Source organism: Actinoplanes sp. DH11 (assembly GCF_020873875.1).
Classification (GTDB): Bacteria; Actinomycetota; Actinomycetes; order Mycobacteriales; family Micromonosporaceae; genus Actinoplanes.
Map to the genome: position 1 here is coordinate 622,871 of NZ_JAHWGU010000001.1, position 17,644 is coordinate 640,514.

The window sequence follows — 17,644 nt, forward strand, 5'->3', positions numbered from 1 at the left end:
TCGACCGTCGCGAATAAGTCTCACCGATCCGGGGGGTGTGCCTGCGCCCTTGTCACCGATACGCGAGAATCGGTGGGACGACACCTGACCTTGGAGACGGACAGCATGGCCTCGCATATTCCGGTCAACCATCCCCTGCGGCCGATCTACCGGGTGGTCGGCTTCATCGCCGGCGCCTACCTCGTGGTCTTCGGCGTCCTGGGCGCGATCCAGACCGCCGGTGAGCCGTTCGCGAACGAGACGGGCATCCGGGTCCTCGGCCAGGAGACGAACATGCTCTCCTCGCTGATCCACATCGTGTTCGGCGGCCTCGTGCTGGCGGCCACCGCGATCGGCAAGAACCTCGACGTCGCGGTCGACAAGTACCTGGGCTGGACGATGCTGGTGCTCGGCAGCTACGCGCTGGCGACGATCCGCACCGACGCCAACTTCTTCGGCTACAGCATGTCCACCGTGATCGTCACCTACCTGGCGGGTCTGCTGCTGATCACGGTCAGCCTGTACAGCAAGATCGTCCCCGACTCGCAGGCCGGCGCGCCGCGCCAGGTCCGTGAGGGGCGCACCGCCTGACGCCCGCCCCCGCAAGGTGCGCTCATCGCACCTTGCGGGTCAGCAGGCCCGGCTTCGTCTCCAGGTGGGACAGGCCGTTCCAGGCCAGATTGACCAGGTGCGCGGCGACCATCTCCTTCTTCGGCCGCTGCGCCTCCCGCCACCACTGCCCGACCAGGGCGACCATCCCGACCAGCGCCTGCGAGTAGAGCTCGGCGAACTTCGGGTCGATGCCCCGGCTCTTGAACTCGGCGGCCAGGATGTGCTCCACCTGGTGCGCGATGTCGTTCATGACGCTGGAGAAGTTGCCCGCCGCGGACAGCACCGGCGACTCACGGACCAGCACCCGGAACCCGTGCGGCTCGGCCTCGATGTAGTCGAGCAACGCCAGCGCCGCCTGTTCCAGCAGCTCCCGCGGATGCCCCGCGGTGAGCGCGGTGGCGATCCGGTCCAGCAGCGACCGGACCTCGCGGTCGACGACCACCGCGTACAGCCCCTCCTTGCCGCCGAAATGCTCGTAGACCACGGGCTTCGACACCTTGGCCCGGGCCGCCACCTCCTCGACGCTTGTCGCGTCGAACCCGCGCTCGGCGAAAAGCTGACGGCCGATGGCGATCAGCTGCTCGCGACGCTGGGCGGCGGGCATCCGCACGCGGGGGGACCGGCCGGCGCGTTCCGTCTGATCTTTCACCTGGCCATCGTGCCAGGAATGGCACGCCGTGGGCGTTGCAGGTGGACGCGGCCGTGCTTCAAACTGGACCCATGACTACTGGTGGCAAAGCAACTAGTCGTGAGACGGGCGGGCTGGGGTCGGGCGGACAGGACACGGGCGGGAAGGAGCAGGGCGGGAGGGGGAAGAGTCCTCGCCGGAGCCGGGCGAAACTCGACGAGCAGGAACGGGCGAGAGCGTTGCGGGGCCAGGGGTGGACGGTTCCAGCGATCGCCGGGGTGCTGGGAGTGTCGAAGTCCTCGGCCTACTTGTGGACGCGCGGCATGCCCCTCGACGCGACTCCGGCGGAGGCTGCGGAGCGTCGGAGCCGGCATTCCCGCGATGTTGCCGAGGCGCGGTGGGAGCCGTATCGGCAGGCGCGCGACAGGGAACGCGAAGCCACCCGGACGCGGGTGTCGAAGTGGGTCGGTGAGCTTTCGGCCCGGGAGGTCATCCTTCTGGGGGCGGTCACCTATTGGTGTGAGGGCGCCAAGGCGAAACCGTGGCGGCCGGGTGCTACCGCCCTCCAGTTCATCAACAGTGACCCGCGGCTGATCCTGCTCTTCCGGCGCTATCTGACCCTGCTGGGCGTGGGTCCGGAGCGCCTCAGGTACCGGCTGAGCATTCACGAGTCGGCGGATGTGGGCGAGGCGACCTTGTGGTGGGCGGGGCAGCTCGGAGTCCCGGTCGAGGTCTTCCAGCGACCCACCTTGAAAAGGCACAACCCCGCCACCGTCCGGCGAAACGTGGGGGAGGCCTATCGCGGCTGCTTGGTCGTCAACGTGCTCAGGTCTGCGCGTCTCTACTGGGAGGTGGAGGCCGCCATGGAGGGGATCGCCCTGAGTGGAGATCAGGGTGCGCCCGCTATCATGTGACGACGGGACATGCCCTACGGGGAATGTCGCGATTGATCCCGGATCGTCTAATGGTAGGACCGCGGCTTTTGGTGCCGTTTATAGGGGTTCGAATCCTCTTCCGGGAGCTTTTGCGTCTGCGGTCGGGCTGGCGCTGGGTGCAGCGCCGGCCACCTTTGCCTACTGCGAACTTGGAGTTCACGCGTGAGCCAGGCCCCCCGCCGTACCGTCGTTGTTCTTGCCGCCGGTGAGGGCAAGCGGATGAAGTCCGCGACGCCCAAGGTCCTTCAGCCGTTGCTCGGCCGCACGCTGCTCGGGCATGTGCTGGCCGTCGCGTCCGCGATCCGCACCGACCGCACCCTGGTCGTGGTGGGGCACAAGGCCGACGAGGTGGGCGCGTTCCTCGCCGAGGCCGCGCCGGCCGCGACGCCGGTCCTGCAGGCGGAGCAGAACGGGACCGGGCACGCCGTGCGCATCGCGCTGGAGGCGGCGCCGGAGCTGACCGGGACCGTCGTGGTGCTCAGCGGTGACGTGCCGCTGCTGCGCCCGGAGACGGTGGAGGCGCTGCTCGCCACGCACGAGCGGGCCGGTGCCGCGGCGACGGTGCTCGGTGCCGAGGTGGGTGACCCGACGGGGCTGGGCCGGATCGTGCGGGACGCGGGCGGCAACCTGGAGCGGATCGTCGAGCACAAGGACGCCACCGGCGAGCAGCGGCGGATCCGGGAGATCAACTCGGGGATCTACGCGTTCGACGCGGTGCTGCTGCGTGAGGCGCTCGGCAAGCTGTCCACCGACAACGCGCAGGGCGAGGAGTACCTGACCGACGTCTTCGGGATCCTGGCCGGCCTGGGGCACCCGGTGGCGGTGGAGATCGCCGAATTCGCGTACGAGACGCTCGGCTGCAACGACCGTGCCGAGCTGTCCCGGCTGCGGGTGCTGATGCGCGACCGGGTGAACGACGCCTGGATGCGGTCCGGTGTGCTGCTGCTGGACCCGGCGACCACCTGGATCGACGTGACGGCGACCCTGGAGCCGGACGCCGTGGTCGACCAGAACTCGCAGATCCTGGGCACGAGTTCGGTGGCCACCGGTGCGGTGATCGGGCCGGACACCACGCTGGTCGACACCGCGGTCGCCGAGGGCGCCACGGTGCTGCGGACGCACGCGATCGGCGCCGAGATCGGTGTGGAGGCGACCGTCGGGCCGTACTCGTACCTGCGTCCCGGCACCCGGCTGGCGCGCAAGTCGAAGGTCGGCGGGTTCGTCGAGACCAAGAACGCGGAGCTGGGCGAGGGCGCCAAGGTGCCCCACCTGTCGTACGTGGGTGACGCGTCGATCGGCGCGAAGGCCAACATCGGCGCCGGCACGATCTTCGCCAACTACGACGGGGTCCGGAAGAGCCGGACCACGGTGGGCGAGGCGGCGTTCGTCGGCTCGGACACGGTCCTGATCGCGCCGGTCGAGATCGGCCCGGGGGCGTATGTGGCCGCCGGCAGCGCGATCGCCAAGGACGTGCCGCCCGGGGAGCTCGGAGTTACCCGCGCGCCGCAGCGCAACGTGGAAGGCTGGACGGAGCGTCGCCGAGCGGGCACGGTCTCCGCACAGGCCGCCGCCCGGGCCCGGGATATCACCCCTGAGCAGGACTGATCCAGCGGGGGTGAGCCATCCCACCCAGCGGCCGTGAAACGTGGCGGTTACCTTGTCGCAAGGGATACTTCACTGCGAACCCACCCCCTGAGCAATGGGAGCAGCGAGCCGATGGGCAGCATCGTCGCGGAGAACCGTAAGAGTTTGATGCTCTTCTCCGGCCGGGGTTTCCCGGAACTGGCCGAGGAGATCGGTCAGGTGCTCGGCGTGGCGCCGACACCGTCGGACTCGTACGAGTTCGCCAACGGGGAGATCTTCGTCCGGTTCAAGGACTCGGTGCGCGGCTCGGACGCCTTCGTGGTCCAGTCGGTCACCGAGGGCGTGAACCGGTGGGTGATGGAGACGCTGATCATGGTCGACGCGCTGAAGCGCGGCTCGGCCAAGCGGATCACCGTGGTCCTCCCCTTCTACCCGTACTCGCGGCAGGACAAGAAGCACCGCGGCCGGGAGCCGATCTCGGCCCGCCTGGTGGCCGACCTGCTCAAGACCGCGGGCGCGAACCGGATCCTCACCGTGGACCTGCACACCGCGCAGATCCAGGGCTTCTTCGACGGCCCGGTGGACCACCTGTTCGCCATGGACATCCTGGCCGACTACGTGCAGAAGAAGTTCGCCGGCCGGCCGATGACCGTGGTCGCGCCGGACTCCGGCCGGGTGCGGGTCGCCGAGCGGTGGACCGACCGGCTGGGTGGCTGCCCGCTGGCCTTCATCCACAAGACCCGTGACCCGCTGAAGCCGAACCAGGTGGTCGCGAACCGGGTGGTCGGCGAGGTCGAGGGCCGGGTCTGCCTGATCGTCGACGACATGATCGACACGGGTGGGACGATCGCCAAGGCGGCGGACATCCTGTTCGAGGAGGGCGCTGCCGACGTGATCGTGGCGGCGACCCACGCGCTGCTCTCGGATCCGGCCACCGAGAGGCTGAAGAACAGCCGGATCAGTGAGCTCGTGGTGACCAACACGCTGCCGCTCTCGCCGGACAAGCACCTCGACAAGATCACTGTGCTGTCCATCGCCCCGCTGCTGGCGCGGGCCATTCGCGAGGTCTTCGACGACGGTTCGGTGACCACTTTGTTCGGTGGCCTGAGCTGACATCGGATCGGTCCGAGCCGGCGTCAGGCGGCCTGATCTGATCCGCTCCGGCTGAGTGAGGAAACGCCCGTCTGTGACGGGCGTTTTCTTGTGGGGCGTCAGGTGCGCCGCTGGAGTGATTTTTTCGTGGGGACCGGCCGCCGGAGCGGACCCGATGAGCGCTGCGCGATTCTGCCAGGTAAGCTAGTGCGGTTGCCACGGCGAGGGTGCCTCGTGGCCTGCTGAGCTTTCGCAGACCACTCGAGGTGCCGTCATCGACGCGGTGCTCCGGGCCTGTGCCCAGCGCGCCCCTTGCCCGGCAGCGCCGGCGACGGCCCAAGCCGTCGGCGGCCACCACCGCAGCACTGCCGGATACCGCAGCCGCAGACTTAGCCGCAGCCCGCATCGAAGAGTTTCAGGAGTTTCCCCGTGTCCGAGGTAAAGATCAGCGCCGAGCCCCGTACCGAGTTCGGCAAGGGTGGTGCCCGCCGCACGCGCCGGGCCGGTCTGGTGCCGGCCGTGCTCTACGGCCACGGCGAGAAGCCGCAGCACATCGCCCTTCCGGCCCGTGAGTTCGCCGCCGCCATCCGGCACGGTGGCCTCAACCAGATTTTCACCATCGACATCGCCGGCACCGCCACCCTGGCGCTGCCGAAGGCGATCCAGCGTGACCCGATCAAGGACACCTACGAGCACATCGACCTGCTCATCGTGAAGCGCGGCGAGAAGATCCAGGTCGACATCCCGGTGACCCTGGTCGGCGAGGCCGCCAAGAACACCCTGATCGTGCACGAGTCGAACACCGTCTCGGTGGTCGCCGAGGCGCTGCACCTCCCGTCCGAGCTGGAGCTCTCGATCGAGGGCCTCGAGGCCGGCGCGCGGCTCACCGCGGGCGACGTGAAGCTGCCGCAGGGCACCGAGCTCGCGGTCGAGGCCGACCTGGTCCTCGCGATGATCACCGCGGCGCAGAGCACCACCCAGGCCGAGGACGACGCGGCCGCCGCCGAGGCTGAGGCTTCGGGCGAGACCGCGGAGTAAGTCTGTCGCAGCAGCGGTAAGCCATGGATCAGGGAAAGTGCCTCGGGCACTTTCCCTGATCCGTATCTGACGGAGGCAAGGTTGAGCGACGAGTCGCCCTGGCTGGTGGTCGGTCTGGGGAACCCCGGCAAGGAGTACGCGGGAAATCGGCACAACGTCGGTTTCATGGTGGCCGACCTGCTCGCGTCCCGGCTGGGCGCGAAGTTCGGGCGGGCGAAGCGGGGCGGCAGTGCCGAGATGGCCGAGGGCCGGCTGGGTTTCGGCGGGCCGAAGCTGATCCTGGTCAAGCCGCTCACCTACATGAACCTGTCCGGTGCGCCGGTGGTGGCGCTGGCGCAGTTCTTCAAAGTGCCGGTGGCGAATGTGATCGCGGTGCATGATGAGCTTGATGTGCCGTACGGGCAGGTGCGTGCCAAGCGGGGCGGCGGCGAGGGCGGTCACAACGGCCTGCGCTCGATGTCGAAGTCGCTGGCGAGCAAGGAGTACGCGCGGGTGCGTTTCGGGATCGGGCGGCCGCCGGGGCGGCAGGACCCGGCCGACTACGTTCTCTCCGACTTCTCCTCGGCGGAGCGCAAGGAGTTGGACTTCCTGGTGGACCGGGCGGCCGACGTCACCGAGGCGATCGTCCTCGAGGGCGTCGAGTGGGCGCAGAACAAGTTCCACGGGAGCTGACGGCCCGGCGATTTGTCCGCCTTGTCATACCGTGACGCGCTCCGCCATCCGTCCGTTGGTCACACGGGTGCGCGCAACCGGTGCGATCAGGTGACAGGAGGTCGGGGATGTCGCAGGACGTGTCCGAGAGCCGGGCGGACACGCCGACCGACCCGGTGACGACGACGGATCCCGACAGCGGGCCACAGCCGGCGCCGCCGAATCACGGGCCGCAGCTCCCGCACGGACCGCAGCCCCCGCCGAACCCCGGGCCGCAGTTGTCGCCGAACCACGGGCCGCAGCATCCGCCTGGCCGGGCCCGGAACTCCAAGATCCCCGGACCGGTGGTGCCGCAGAGCCCTGCGCCGGCCGGCGCGCAGGCGCACGCCCGCAACAACGCCATCGATCGGCACTGGTCGGACCGGCCGAACCGGTCCCAGGCGACCCGGCCGGCGAGCCGCCCGTTCGTCCGCAACCGCGGCCGGCACGCGGCGATGTCCAGGCGCCAGCTCTGGGAACGCCGGTACGTCCGATCGCTCGTACTCTCCGATCTGACCGCCGGGGTGGCCGCCGGAGCAGCCACCTTCATGGTCCGGTTCGGTGACGCGGTCACCCAGTACAACCGCGCCTACATGATCTGTTCCGCGCTGCTGCCGGCTCTGCTCCTGCTGGTGCTCGCGGTGTCCCGGGCGTACGAGCGTCGCTACCTCTTCGTCGGCAGTGACGAGTACCAGCGGGTGATCCGGGGCGGTGTCGGGCTGATCGCGGGTGCGGCGGTCTTCTCGTACGCGTTGAGCCTGGACCTGGCCCGCTCCTATGTCCTGGCCGGTCTCCCGGGCGCGATCGTCGCGGCCGTCCTGTTCCGCTTCCTGCTCCGCAAGCGCCTGCACCTGGCCCGGGCCCGCGGGGAGAACCTCCGACGGGTGATAGTGGTCGGTCACGAGCTGTCAGTGATCGGCATCACCCGGCAGTTGCGCCGGGAGCGGTACCACGGGCTGGAGGTGGTCGGGGCCTGCCTGCCGCCGGAGGCCGACGGGATAGGGATCGACGACCTCACCGTCTACGGCTCGTTCGACGACGTGGCCCGGGCGGTCGAGCAGGCCGATGCCGACACCGTGGTCGTGCTCAGCTGCCCTGAGCTGGACGGCACCGCGGTGCGCCGGCTCGCCTGGCGTCTGGAGCGCGACGAGGTGGACCTGGTGGTCGCGAGTGCGCTCGTCGATGTGGCAGGTGCGCGGACCACGATCCGCCCGTTCGACGGACTGCCCATGCTGCACGTCGAGCATCCTCGGCTGCACGGCGGATCGCGCCTGGTCAAGGACGTGTTCGATCGTCTGGGGGCGCTCGCCTTACTGATCGTTCTCGGTCCGGTGCTGGTGAGCGTGGCGCTCTGCGTGGGACTCACGTCACGCGGCCCGGTACTCTTTCGCCAAGTGCGCGTGGGACGGGACGGCCGGGAGTTCCGGATCTACAAGTTCCGCAGCATGTACCTCGACGCCGAGGCTCGCCTCGGCGAGTTGAGGCACCTCAACGAGCACGACGGTGTGCTCTTCAAAATGCGCGACGATCCGCGGGTCACCCCGGTCGGTCGGTGGCTGCGCCGGTTCTCGCTCGACGAGCTCCCGCAGCTGCTCAACGTCCTGCTGGGGCAGATGTCGCTGGTCGGCCCGCGACCCCCGCTTCCGACGGAGGTCGCCGCCTACGCCGATGACGTGCGGCGACGGCTGGCCGTCAAGCCCGGCATGACCGGTCTGTGGCAGGTGTCCGGGCGATCGGACCTCTCCTGGGAGGAGGCGGTCCGTCTCGATCTGCGCTATGTCGAGAACTGGTCCCTGAGTCTCGACCTGGTGATCCTGCTCCGGACAGTCACCGCCGTCGTGCGGTCGTCCGGAGCGTACTGAATCCGGGCCTGCCGCCAGGCAGGGCCGGTGCCTGCCGAAAGGCGAGGAGGAGCGACACGATGGGCGAGCAGACGAAGACGTCGGCACGCATTGCGGGCCCGCGGGACGGCGGCGAGAACGGCTCTCCGCCGGTCATCGACGCGGCGTTCGCCCGCTGGCTCGCGGACCGCGCCGGCCAGGTGCTTCTCCAGGTCCGGGCCGAGATGGGGTACGCGGACCCGAAGGCTCTCAAGGCCGCCGGTGACCAGGCCGCCCACGAGCTCCTGCGGGCCGAGCTGGCCCGCTGGCGGCCGGCCGACGCGGTGCTCTCCGAGGAGGACGACCAGGCCCGGGTGGCCTGGCAGGAGGGGCTCGCCCGGCCGGACCGGCTCGGTGCCTCGCGGGTCTGGATCGTCGACCCGCTGGACGGCACCCGGGAGTTCTCCGAGGAGGGCCGGACCGACTGGGCCGTGCACGTGGCGCTCTGGACCGCCGACTCGTCCAACCCGGCCTGCCTGTCGGCCGGTGCGGTGGCGATGCCGGCGCAGCACCGGACCTACGCGACCGACAAGCCGCCGGCCTACCCGCCGATGCCGCTGGAGTCCGCGACCGGCGGCGCCATCCGGATCGCCGCGAGCCGGACCCGGCCGCCCGCCTTCGTGACCGAACTGGCGTCCGAGATCGGCGCGGAACTGGTGCCGATGGGCTCGGCCGGCGTGAAGATCGCCGCGGTGATCAGTGGCGAGGCCGACGCGTACGTGCACGCCGGCGGCCAGTACGAGTGGGATTCCGCAGCCCCCGTCGCTGTGGCGTTGGCCACGGGACTGCACGCCTCCCGTATCGACGGCACCCCGCTCGCCTATAACCAGGGCGACCCGAAGCTGCCTGATCTGGTCGTCTGTCGCAAGGATCTCGCTCCTCGGTTGCTTGCTGCCATCCAGAAGCATCTTCCGACACAATGACGATTCGGCACGACCGTGCGCCCTGTCCGGCCGACACCGGAGAAAGGTCTGGGGACTGAACCCATGAGCCAGACGAAGCCGTACCGCGTCTCTCATCTGGATGCTCTCGAAGCCGAGAGCATCTTCATCATGCGAGAGGTCATGGCCGAGTTCGAGCGCCCCGCGCTGCTCTTCTCCGGCGGCAAGGACTCGATCGTGATGCTCCGCCTCGCGGAGAAGGCGTTCGCGCCCGGCCGGATCCCGTTCCCCGTCATGCACGTCGACACCGGGCACAACTTCCCCGAGGTCCTGGAGTACCGGGACCGCCGGGTCGCCACACTCGGGCTGAACCTGGTGATCGCCAGCGTGCAGGAGGCGATCGACACCGGCCTGGTCCGGGAGCTGCCGGACGGCACCCGCAACCGGATCCAGACCCCGGTGCTGCTCGCCGCGCAGGAGAAGTACCGGTTCGACGCCCTCTTCGGCGGCGCCCGCCGCGACGAGGAGAAGGCCCGCGCCAAGGAGCGGATGTTCAGCTTCCGCGACGAGTTCGGCCAGTGGGACCCGAAGAACCAGCGCCCCGAGCTCTGGTCGCTCTACAACGGCCGGCACCACCCCGGCGAGTCGATCCGGGTCTTCCCGCTCTCCAACTGGACCGAGCTGGACGTCTGGCACTACATCGCCCGCGAGGACATCCCGCTGCCGAGCATCTATTACGCCCACGACCGTGAGGTCGTCGAGCGCAACGGGATGTTCTACGCGGTCAACGAGTTCATCAAGCTTCGCGACGGCGAGACCTCCGAGGTGCGCCGGGTGCGTTACCGCACGGTCGGCGACGCCTCGCAGACCGCCGCGGTGCTCTCCGAGGCCGACACCGTGGACAAGGTGATCGACGAGGTCGCCGCCACCCGGATCACCGAGCGCGGCGCCACCCGGGGCGACGACCGGGTTTCCGAGGCCGCGATGGAAGACCGCAAGCGAGAGGGTTACTTCTGATGAGCCAGGCTGTACTCGAGCCGGACGCCGCCGCGGCGCGGGGCATGGACCTGCTGAGGTTCGCCACCGCCGGCAGCGTGGACGACGGCAAGTCGACACTCATCGGGCGGCTGCTCTACGACACCAAGACGATCTTCGAGGATCAGCTCGAGGCCGTGGAGACCGCCAGCGCGTCCCGCGGCGACGAGTACACGAACCTCGCGCTGCTTACCGACGGCCTGCGGGCCGAGCGCGAGCAGGGCATCACGATCGACGTGGCGTACCGGTACTTCGCGACCCCGCGCCGCAAGTTCATCATCGCGGACACCCCGGGGCACATCCAGTACACCCGGAACATGGTCACCGGCGCCTCCACGGCCGACCTGGCGCTGATCCTGGTCGACGCCCGCAAAGGCCTGGTGGAGCAGTCCCGGCGGCACGCGTTCCTCACCTCGCTGCTGCGGGTGCCGCACCTGGTGCTCTGCGTCAACAAGATGGACCTGGTGGACTGGGACAAGGCGGTCTACGACCGGATCGCCGACGAGTTCACCTCGTTCGCGGCCAAGCTGGACGCGCCCGATCTGACGATCATCCCGATCTCGGCGCTGAACGGCGACAACATCGCCTCCCGCTCGGACAAGAGCCCGTGGTACGAGGGCTCCTCCCTGCTGCACCACCTGGAGCACGTGCACATCGCCAGCGACCGCAACCTGGTCGACACGCGCTTCCCGGTGCAGTACGTGATCCGCCCGCAGTCGACCACCGTCACCGACTACCGCGGGTACGCCGGTCAGGTGGCCTCCGGCGTCCTCAAGCCGGGCGACGACGTGATGGTCCTGCCCTCCGGGATGACCAGCAAGATCGCGTCCATCGAGACCGCCGACGGCCCGGTCGACGAGGCGTTCCCGCCGATGTCCGTCACGGTCCGGCTGACCGACGAGATCGACATCTCGCGCGGTGACATGATCTGCCGGCCGAACAACGCACCGGCCGCCGCGCAGGACATCGAGGCGATGATCTGCTGGATGGACGAGACGGCACCGCTGCGGGTCGGCGGCAAGTACACGATCAAACACACCACCCGGACCGCACGGACCGTGATCCGCAACGTGCAGTACCGGCTGGACGTGAACACGCTGCACCGTGACGAGGCTGCCGGGGAGCTCGCGCTCAACGAGATCGGCCGGGTCAAGCTGCGGACCACGGTGCCGCTGCTCGCCGACGAGTACCGGCGCAACCGGACCACCGGCGGCTTCATCCTGATCGACGAGGGCACCAACCGTACGGTCGGCGCCGGCATGATCATCGAGGCGCGCTAGCGCGTCCGCGGCACGGCGCCCGGCCCGTCGCCGGGCGCCGTCGTGCACGCCCCGGTGTCAAGGGCTCACAGCTGGATTCCGGGGTCACAGCTGGGTTCTGGGCGGACCGTCGCCCAGACCACCTTGCCGCCGTCACCGGGCACGGTGCCCCAGGCGGCGGCCGTCTCCTGCACCGTCCGCAGGCCGTGGCCCCGTTCGTCGAGGGGAACGTCGGGGCGCGGGCGGGCGGTCCGGTCCAGCATCCTCGGCAGCGCCGGGTCGTCGTCGGCCACCGACAGGTGCAGTCCCGGGCCGCGCCGGGTCACCGACACCCGGATCTCGGTGCCGGCGTGTTCGACCGCGTTCGACACCAGCTCGGACATGACGAGCCGGCTGCGGTGCAGCAGCGGGGTGAGCCCCCAGGACAGGCAGGCGTCGCTGACCAGGTTGCGGGCGGCGCTCGGCGCGTCGGGGTCCGGTGCCAGGGTGAGGGTGAGCCGCTCGGAGCCCGGGATCCGGCCGGCCAGCGCGACCCGGGCCTGCCGCACCTTCGCGTACACAGGCAGGAACCGCCCGGCACCCAGTCCCTGCATCCGGTGCGCCAGCGGCAGATCAGGCGGTACGCAGAGGGCCAGCGGCACGGGTGGTCGCAGGGTGGCCGCGGCGAGCTGGGCCGTCACCCACGTCGAGGCGCTCTGGCTGTGCGGGTCGAGCAGGCGGGAGAGGTCGACGACGATGGCGTCCGGGTGCTCGGCGAAGCAGCGGCGCAGCGAGGCCGAGGCGTCGAAGCGGAGCTGGTCGCCCCAGGGGCCGCGGACCGCGAGCAGGGGCATGGCGGTGTCCGCCGCGGCGTCGGGTCGGACGATGACACCGGGGCCGGTGTCATCGGAGAGATACGGCGGGCTGACCCCCATGCCCGACACGATAGTCAGGTGACTGCCCGCCGGGCCCCTGGTCTCGCTCCTGCGGGTGTCGGCTGAACGGCCGGGACACACCGCCGGACGGATGGCTCAGCGATCGTCGCGGTCGGTGAGCTCGTCGATCGCCCCGGTCACCGCGCCGGTGATGTCACCGGCCGGGACGGCGGTGGCCTCCGCCTCCTCGTGCAGGCGGGTGGCGTGCCGGTCGGCGGTGCCGTCGGTCTCCGGCTGGGGTGCGGTGGCGGCCCCGGCGAAGCCGTACTCGTTCGGCTTGTCGTTCTCGGTGCTGGTTCCCTGCGGCGGGTGCTGCTCGGTAGTCATGAGCGTCGCATACCCGCCGCAGGGGCGATCGAAGCGTCAGACCCGGCCGGCACCCGGCCCGGCCACGGCGACCCAGCTGGTGGGCGCCGTGAAACCGTGCTTCTCGTACGCCGCAGCGACCGCCGCCGCCGTCTCCTCGGCGCGACCGGCATCGATCAGGGCCAGGACGCAGCCACCGAAGCCGCCGCCGGTCATCCGGGCGCCGTACGCCCCGGTTGCCAGCGCGGCCTCGACCGCCACGTCCACCTGGGCCACGGTGATCTCGAAGTCGTCCCGCATCGAGGCGTGCGAGGCGGTCAGCAGCGGGCCGATCTCCCGGACCCGTCCCTCGCCCAGCAGGCTGACGGTGTCCAGGACACGCTGGTTCTCGGTGACGATGTGCCGGGTCCGGCGGCGCATCACGTCGTCGTCGAGCCGGGCCAGGGCGTCCGGCAGGCCGGACACCGGCACGTCGCGCAGGGCCCGCACACCCAGGGCGGCGGCCGCGGCCTCGCAGCTCTTGCGGCGGGCGCCGTACTCGCCGTCGACGTGCTGGTGCGGCGCGTTGCTGTTGATCACCAGGATGGCCAGGCCCGCGGCGGCCAGGTCGAACGGGATCTGCTCGACCTCGTAGGACCGGCAGTCCAGGAACAGCGCCTTGCCGTCCTGGCAGCGGATCGAGGCGGACTGGTCCATGATCCCGGTGGGCGCGCCGACGTAGACGTTCTCGGCCCGCTGGGCCAGCGCCGGGCGCTTCTCCAGCGGCAGGTCCAGGCCGCCGAGGTCGACGAGCGCGGTGAGCACGGCCGACTCGAGCGCGGCGGAGGAGGAGAGCCCGGACCCGAGCGGTACGTCCGAGTCGAGCGCGATGCGGACCGGCGGCACCTCGAAGCCGGCGTCGAGCAGGGCCCAGACCACGCCCGCCACGTACGCGCCCCAGCCGGTCACCGCACCCGGTTCGCCGACGTCCTCGGTGCCGAAGCTCACCGGTTCGGGCGCCAGCGTGGAGCAGACGTGCCAGCGGCCGTCCGGCGACGGGCCGGCCGCCGCGACGGTGCGCTGCGGCAGGGCGAAGGGGAGCACGAAGCCGTCGTTGTAGTCGGTGTGCTCGCCGATCAGGTTGACCCGGCCGGGCGCCGCCCACAGACCGGCCGGGTCGGCACCGTACGCCTCGCCGAAGGCCGCCGTCGCGTTCGCCGTGAGGCTCATGCCACGTGCTTCCGGTAGAACGTCCAGGCGTCGCCGATCATGTCCTGGAGCGTGTTCTTGCGCGGCACCCAGCCGAGCTCGGTGCGGGCCCGCTCCGAGGAGGCCACGAGGGTCGCGGGGTCGCCGTCGCGGCGCGGGGCCACCTCGACCGGGATCTCGGCGCCGGTGACCTCCCGGGCGGCCTCGACGACCTGCCGGTTGGAGAAGCCGTTGCCGTTGCCCAGGTTGTAGATCTTGTGGGCGCCGGGAGCCGCCGCGTCCAGCGCCAGCAGGTGCGCCCGGGCCAGGTCCTCGACGTGGATGTAGTCGCGCACGCAGGTGCCGTCGGTGGTGGGGTAGTCGTCGCCGAAGAGCTGGAGCTTGTCCCGCTTGCCGGCGGCGGCCTGGAGCGTGATCGGGATCAGGTGCGTCTCCGGGTCGTGCCGCTCGCCGATCTCGTGCGCACCGTTGATGTACGCCCCGGCGACGTTGAAGTAGCGCAGCGAGACGGCGGCCAGGCCGTGTGCGAACGTCTCCGAGGTGAGCGCCAGGTCGAAGGTCAGCTTGGTCGACCCGTAGGTGCTGGTGGGCGCCTTGACCGCGGACTCGGTGATGGGAAGCTCGACCGGGTTGCCGTAGACCGCGGCGGTGGACGAGAAGATCACGCGCGGTACCTTGGCGGCGCGGATCGCGTCCAGCAGGGCGAGCGACTTGACCACGTTCTCGTGCCAGTAGAGCTCGGGCTTGGACATCGACTCGCCGGCCGCGATCAGCCCGGCGAAGTGCAGCACCGCGTCGAAGCCGGCGTCCGGCGTCAGGACCTGGGCCGCGTCGGCGATGTCCGCCTGGACGAAGGTGGCGTCCGGGGCGACCGCCTCACGGAAACCGGTGCGGAGGTTGTCGAGGACGACCACCTCGTGGCCCGCGTCCAGCAGTAGCCTGCTGGTCACGCTGCCGACGTAGCCGGCGCCGCCGGTGACGAGCAATTTCACGACTCAGGCCCTTTCCTTGAACACGACGATCATAGAATTCCCCATAAACGATCATAAGTCAACAGGTTCGAACATCGGCACGATCCGGTGGGGGATTCGCGGTGACCGGGGCGAGGCTGACACAATGACGCCCATGTCCGACGTCGCCCACCGCCCGCGTGTGCTTTCCGGCATCCAGCCGACCGCCGATTCCTTCCACCTCGGCAACTACCTGGGCGCGGTGCGCAACTGGGTGGCGATGCAGAACACGCACGACGCGTTCTACTGCGTCGTCGACCTGCACGCGATCACGATGGGGCACGACCCCGAGGCCTTGCGCAACCGTACCCGGGTGTCGGCCGCCCAGCTGCTCGCGCTCGGGCTGGACCCGGAGCTCTGCACGCTCTTCGTGCAGTCGCACGTCCCGGAGCACGCCCAGCTCGCCTGGGTGCTGAGCTGCATCACCGGTTTCGGTGAGGCCGGCCGGATGGTGCAGTTCAAGGACAAGTCGGCCAAGGCCGGGCACGACAGCACCACCGTCGGGCTCTTCACCTACCCGATCCTGCAGGCCGCGGACATCCTGCTCTACCAGGCCGACCAGGTCCCGGTCGGCGAGGACCAGCGGCAGCACCTGGAGCTCACCCGGGACCTGGCCCAGCGCTTCAACACCCGGTTCGGCAAGACCTTCAACGTCCCCTCGGCCTACATCGTCAAGGGCACCGCGAAGATCACCGACCTCCAGGACCCGACGAGCAAGATGTCGAAGTCGGCCTCCTCGCCGAACGGCATCATCGAGCTGCTGGACGACCCGGCCCGCTCGGCCAAGAAGATCAGGTCGGCGGTCACCGACACCGGGCGCGAGATCCTCTTCGACGAGGAGAACAAGCCGGGCGTCAGCAACCTGCTGACGATCTACGCCGCCCTCACCGGGCAGACCATCGACGAGCTTGTCGAGCGGTACGCGGGACGCGGCTACGGCGACCTGAAGAAGGACGTCGCCGAGGTGCTCGTCGAATTCGTCAAGCCGATCCAGGAGCGCACCCGGGCCTACCTCGACGACCCCACGCACCTGGACAAGATCCTGGCCGTCGGTGCGGAGAAGGCGCGGGCGGTCTCCGCGGCCACCCTCGCCGCGGCGTACCGGAACGTGGGTTTCGTCGCCCCGGCGCGCGGAGTCTGACCCGGTGTCACGCACGCGCATCGGCGTCGCGATCGACATCCCCGAGCCGTGGGGCCCGATGCTGACGCGGCGCCGCGCCGAGGCGGGTGACCCGCAGGCGGCCTACACGCCCGCCCACGTCACCCTGCTCGGGCCGACCGAGGTGGCCGGTGATGCCCTGCCCGCGGTGGAGAAGCACCTGGAGGCGGTGGCGGCGGGTCAGCCGCCGTTCACCGTCCACCTGCGCGGCACCGGCACGTTCCGGCCGGTCACCGAGGTGGTTTTCGTGACTCTGGCGCGGGGCATCAGCGAGTGTGAGCTGCTGGCCGAGGCGATCACCCGGTCTCCGGACGTGCGGCGGGACACCCGGTTCCCGTACCACCCGCACGTCACGGTGGCGCAGGACGTCGCCCCGGAGGCGCTGGACGCGGTCTTCGAGGACCTGGCCGGGTTCTCGGCGGCCTTCGAGGTCTCCGCTTTTACGCTTTTCTCGCACGGCGGCGAGGGACCTTGGCGGCCGCGGCGGGACTTCCCACTCGGGAGCTGACAACTCGGTTACGGTTCGCCCGTGAACCCGATCGACCGGGCGTATGACGCTGCCGCAGCCCGGATCATGACCTGGCGATACCGGTCGCCCTATTTCGACCACCTGTGCCGGGCGATCCTGCGCTACGAGGACGTCCAGGGCGGCCGGCTCGCCGCGGCGATCGCCTACTACGGATTCTTCGCCATCTTCGCGCTGCTGCTCATCGGGTACTCCATCTTCGGCCTGCTGCTGAGCAACAACAACGAGCTGTTCGAGCTGGTCACCGACTTCCTCGGCGACAATCTGCCGTTCCTCGACGTGCAGGCCATCCTGGACAGCAAGCGGACCGTCGGCATCGTCGGCATCCTCGGGCTCACCTTCACCGGCATCGGCTGGGTCGAGGCGATCCGGTCCTCGCAGCGGCTGATCTGGCAGCTGCGGGAGCAGCCCGGCTACATCGGGGTGCGGCAGGCCGTCGATCTGCTGGTGCTGATCGGCCTCCTGGTGCTGCTCGCGCTCACCCAGCTCGCCGTCCACGGCCTGGAGCGGCTGCTGCACTGGCTGGCCGGCGGCGGTTTCACCACCGTGCTGTCGGTGGTCAGCCTGGTACTTACCTTCGGCGTCAACATGCTGCTGGCGGCGGCCCTGCTCACCGGGGTGCCGAGGCTCAAGATGACGGCTCGCCGGATGGCGCCGCCGGTGCTCCAGGTCGGTGTCGGGCTGATGCTGCTCAACACGGTGGGCAAGTCGTTCGTCGCGATCGTCGAGCGCAATCCCGCCTACGCGCTCGTCGGCTCGGCCGTCGGCGCCCTGGTCTACCTCTACGTCTTCAACCAGTTGCTGCTCTTCGGCGCGGCCTGGGCGGCGACCAGCCCGCACGGCCGGGTCGTGGACCTTTCGGCAGACGATAAAACCGCGCCGGTGGGGCAAAACACCTGGATTCGGCACGCCCGCCCACGATGATGTG

Annotated in this window: 18 protein-coding genes and 1 tRNA gene; 14 read left to right on the top strand and 5 right to left on the bottom strand. The window is 70.1% G+C overall.

The window, feature by feature from the left end; translation table 11 throughout:
* Positions 1-72: 72 nt before the first annotated feature.
* On the top strand, positions 73-570 hold the full coding sequence (locus tag LPA41_RS03010) for a DUF4383 domain-containing protein (RefSeq protein WP_229068024.1): 498 nt from the start codon (positions 73-75) through the stop codon (positions 568-570).
* Positions 571-592: 22 nt separating this feature from the next.
* On the opposite strand, the gene LPA41_RS03015 is transcribed toward LPA41_RS03010, so the two are convergent.
* Positions 593-1,195 (bottom strand): TetR/AcrR family transcriptional regulator, encoded by a 603-nt coding sequence (locus tag LPA41_RS03015; protein WP_229068127.1) that lies wholly within the window; start codon positions 1,193-1,195, stop codon positions 593-595.
* A 311-nt stretch (positions 1,196-1,506) separates the two neighbouring features.
* Between LPA41_RS03015 and LPA41_RS03020 the strand changes: the two genes are divergently transcribed.
* The 10 genes from LPA41_RS03020 to cysN all read left to right on the top strand — a co-directional run bounded on the left by LPA41_RS03020 (position 1,507) and on the right by cysN (position 11,634).
* A complete protein-coding gene (locus tag LPA41_RS03020) occupies positions 1,507-2,133 on the top strand; it encodes a resolvase (protein WP_229068025.1) in 627 nt (208 codons plus the stop codon).
* A gap of 36 nt (positions 2,134-2,169) precedes the next feature.
* A tRNA-Gln gene (locus tag LPA41_RS03025) sits at positions 2,170-2,240 on the top strand.
* Between the two features lie 76 nt (positions 2,241-2,316).
* On the top strand, positions 2,317-3,759 hold the full coding sequence (gene glmU, locus LPA41_RS03030; protein WP_229068026.1) for a bifunctional UDP-N-acetylglucosamine diphosphorylase/glucosamine-1-phosphate N-acetyltransferase GlmU: 1,443 nt from the start codon (positions 2,317-2,319) through the stop codon (positions 3,757-3,759).
* A gap of 111 nt (positions 3,760-3,870) precedes the next feature.
* Positions 3,871-4,851: a ribose-phosphate diphosphokinase gene (locus LPA41_RS03035; protein WP_229068027.1), complete on the top strand. Its 981-nt coding sequence runs from the start codon at positions 3,871-3,873 to the stop codon at positions 4,849-4,851.
* 408 nt (positions 4,852-5,259) lie between these two features.
* Complete coding sequence (locus LPA41_RS03040; RefSeq protein ID WP_229068028.1) at positions 5,260-5,868, top strand: 50S ribosomal protein L25/general stress protein Ctc; 609 nt, start codon at positions 5,260-5,262, stop codon at positions 5,866-5,868.
* Positions 5,869-5,949: 81 nt separating this feature from the next.
* A complete protein-coding gene (pth, locus tag LPA41_RS03045; RefSeq protein ID WP_229068029.1) occupies positions 5,950-6,540 on the top strand; it encodes an aminoacyl-tRNA hydrolase in 591 nt (196 codons plus the stop codon).
* Between the two features lie 107 nt (positions 6,541-6,647).
* Positions 6,648-8,420, top strand: a complete 1,773-nt coding sequence (locus LPA41_RS03050) for a sugar transferase (protein ID WP_229068030.1) — start codon at positions 6,648-6,650, stop codon at positions 8,418-8,420.
* Between the two features lie 59 nt (positions 8,421-8,479).
* The gene (locus LPA41_RS03055) at positions 8,480-9,361 is read left to right on the top strand and encodes a 3'(2'),5'-bisphosphate nucleotidase CysQ (RefSeq protein WP_229068031.1); all 882 of its coding nucleotides are present in this window, start codon (positions 8,480-8,482) and stop codon (positions 9,359-9,361) included.
* Positions 9,362-9,424: 63 nt separating this feature from the next.
* The gene (gene cysD / locus LPA41_RS03060) at positions 9,425-10,336 is read left to right on the top strand and encodes a sulfate adenylyltransferase subunit CysD (RefSeq protein WP_229068032.1); all 912 of its coding nucleotides are present in this window, start codon (positions 9,425-9,427) and stop codon (positions 10,334-10,336) included.
* Positions 10,336-11,634 carry a sulfate adenylyltransferase subunit CysN gene (gene cysN / locus LPA41_RS03065; RefSeq protein WP_229068033.1) on the top strand — a complete coding sequence of 433 codons (1,299 nt, stop codon included), beginning with the start codon at positions 10,336-10,338 and terminating at the stop codon, positions 11,632-11,634. Before cysD ends, cysN begins: the two co-directional genes overlap by 1 nt.
* A 65-nt stretch (positions 11,635-11,699) precedes the next feature.
* Here the strand turns inward: cysN and LPA41_RS03070 are convergent, their stop codons facing one another.
* From LPA41_RS03070 to galE, 4 genes are all read right to left on the bottom strand, one after another.
* Positions 11,700-12,527 (bottom strand): ATP-binding protein, encoded by an 828-nt coding sequence (locus LPA41_RS03070; RefSeq protein ID WP_229068034.1) that lies wholly within the window; start codon positions 12,525-12,527, stop codon positions 11,700-11,702.
* 96 nt (positions 12,528-12,623) lie between these two features.
* Entirely contained in the window at positions 12,624-12,854 is a 231-nt protein-coding gene (locus tag LPA41_RS03075) for a hypothetical protein (RefSeq protein WP_229068035.1), read from the bottom strand.
* 36 nt (positions 12,855-12,890) lie between these two features.
* The gene (gene galK, locus LPA41_RS03080) at positions 12,891-14,042 is read right to left on the bottom strand and encodes a galactokinase (RefSeq protein ID WP_229068036.1); all 1,152 of its coding nucleotides are present in this window, start codon (positions 14,040-14,042) and stop codon (positions 12,891-12,893) included.
* A complete protein-coding gene (gene galE, locus LPA41_RS03085; RefSeq protein ID WP_229068037.1) occupies positions 14,039-15,013 on the bottom strand; it encodes a UDP-glucose 4-epimerase GalE in 975 nt (324 codons plus the stop codon). Before galE ends, galK begins: the two co-directional genes overlap by 4 nt.
* A gap of 133 nt (positions 15,014-15,146) precedes the next feature.
* Between galE and trpS the strand changes: the two genes are divergently transcribed.
* The 3 genes from trpS to LPA41_RS03100 are packed head-to-tail and all read left to right on the top strand — an operon-like array spanning position 15,147 to position 17,640.
* A complete protein-coding gene (trpS, locus tag LPA41_RS03090) occupies positions 15,147-16,172 on the top strand; it encodes a tryptophan--tRNA ligase (RefSeq protein WP_229068038.1) in 1,026 nt (341 codons plus the stop codon).
* 4 nt (positions 16,173-16,176) lie between these two features.
* Positions 16,177-16,698 (top strand): 2'-5' RNA ligase family protein, encoded by a 522-nt coding sequence (locus LPA41_RS03095; RefSeq protein ID WP_229068039.1) that lies wholly within the window; start codon positions 16,177-16,179, stop codon positions 16,696-16,698.
* A gap of 21 nt (positions 16,699-16,719) precedes the next feature.
* Entirely contained in the window at positions 16,720-17,640 is a 921-nt protein-coding gene (locus LPA41_RS03100) for a YihY/virulence factor BrkB family protein (RefSeq protein ID WP_229068040.1), read from the top strand.
* Positions 17,641-17,644: the final 4 nt, after the last annotated feature.

Bases quoted from the DNA above. Each gene is read 5' to 3' on its own strand.
- LPA41_RS03015 (WP_229068127.1), bottom strand. From the start codon at position 1,195: ATGCCCGCCGCCCAGCGTCGCGAGCAGCTGATCGCCATCGGCCGTCAG.
- LPA41_RS03035 (WP_229068027.1), top strand. From the start codon at position 3,871: ATGGGCAGCATCGTCGCGGAGAACCGTAAGAGTTTGATGCTCTTCTCC.
- LPA41_RS03050 (WP_229068030.1), top strand. From the start codon at position 6,648: ATGTCGCAGGACGTGTCCGAGAGCCGGGCGGACACGCCGACCGACCCG.
- LPA41_RS03055 (WP_229068031.1), top strand. From the start codon at position 8,480: ATGGGCGAGCAGACGAAGACGTCGGCACGCATTGCGGGCCCGCGGGAC.
- cysD (WP_229068032.1), top strand. From the start codon at position 9,425: ATGAGCCAGACGAAGCCGTACCGCGTCTCTCATCTGGATGCTCTCGAA.
- cysN (WP_229068033.1), top strand. From the start codon at position 10,336: ATGAGCCAGGCTGTACTCGAGCCGGACGCCGCCGCGGCGCGGGGCATG.
- LPA41_RS03070 (WP_229068034.1), bottom strand. From the start codon at position 12,527: ATGGGGGTCAGCCCGCCGTATCTCTCCGATGACACCGGCCCCGGTGTC.
- LPA41_RS03075 (WP_229068035.1), bottom strand. From the start codon at position 12,854: ATGACTACCGAGCAGCACCCGCCGCAGGGAACCAGCACCGAGAACGAC.
- galK (WP_229068036.1), bottom strand. From the start codon at position 14,042: ATGAGCCTCACGGCGAACGCGACGGCGGCCTTCGGCGAGGCGTACGGT.
- trpS (WP_229068038.1), top strand. From the start codon at position 15,147: ATGTCCGACGTCGCCCACCGCCCGCGTGTGCTTTCCGGCATCCAGCCG.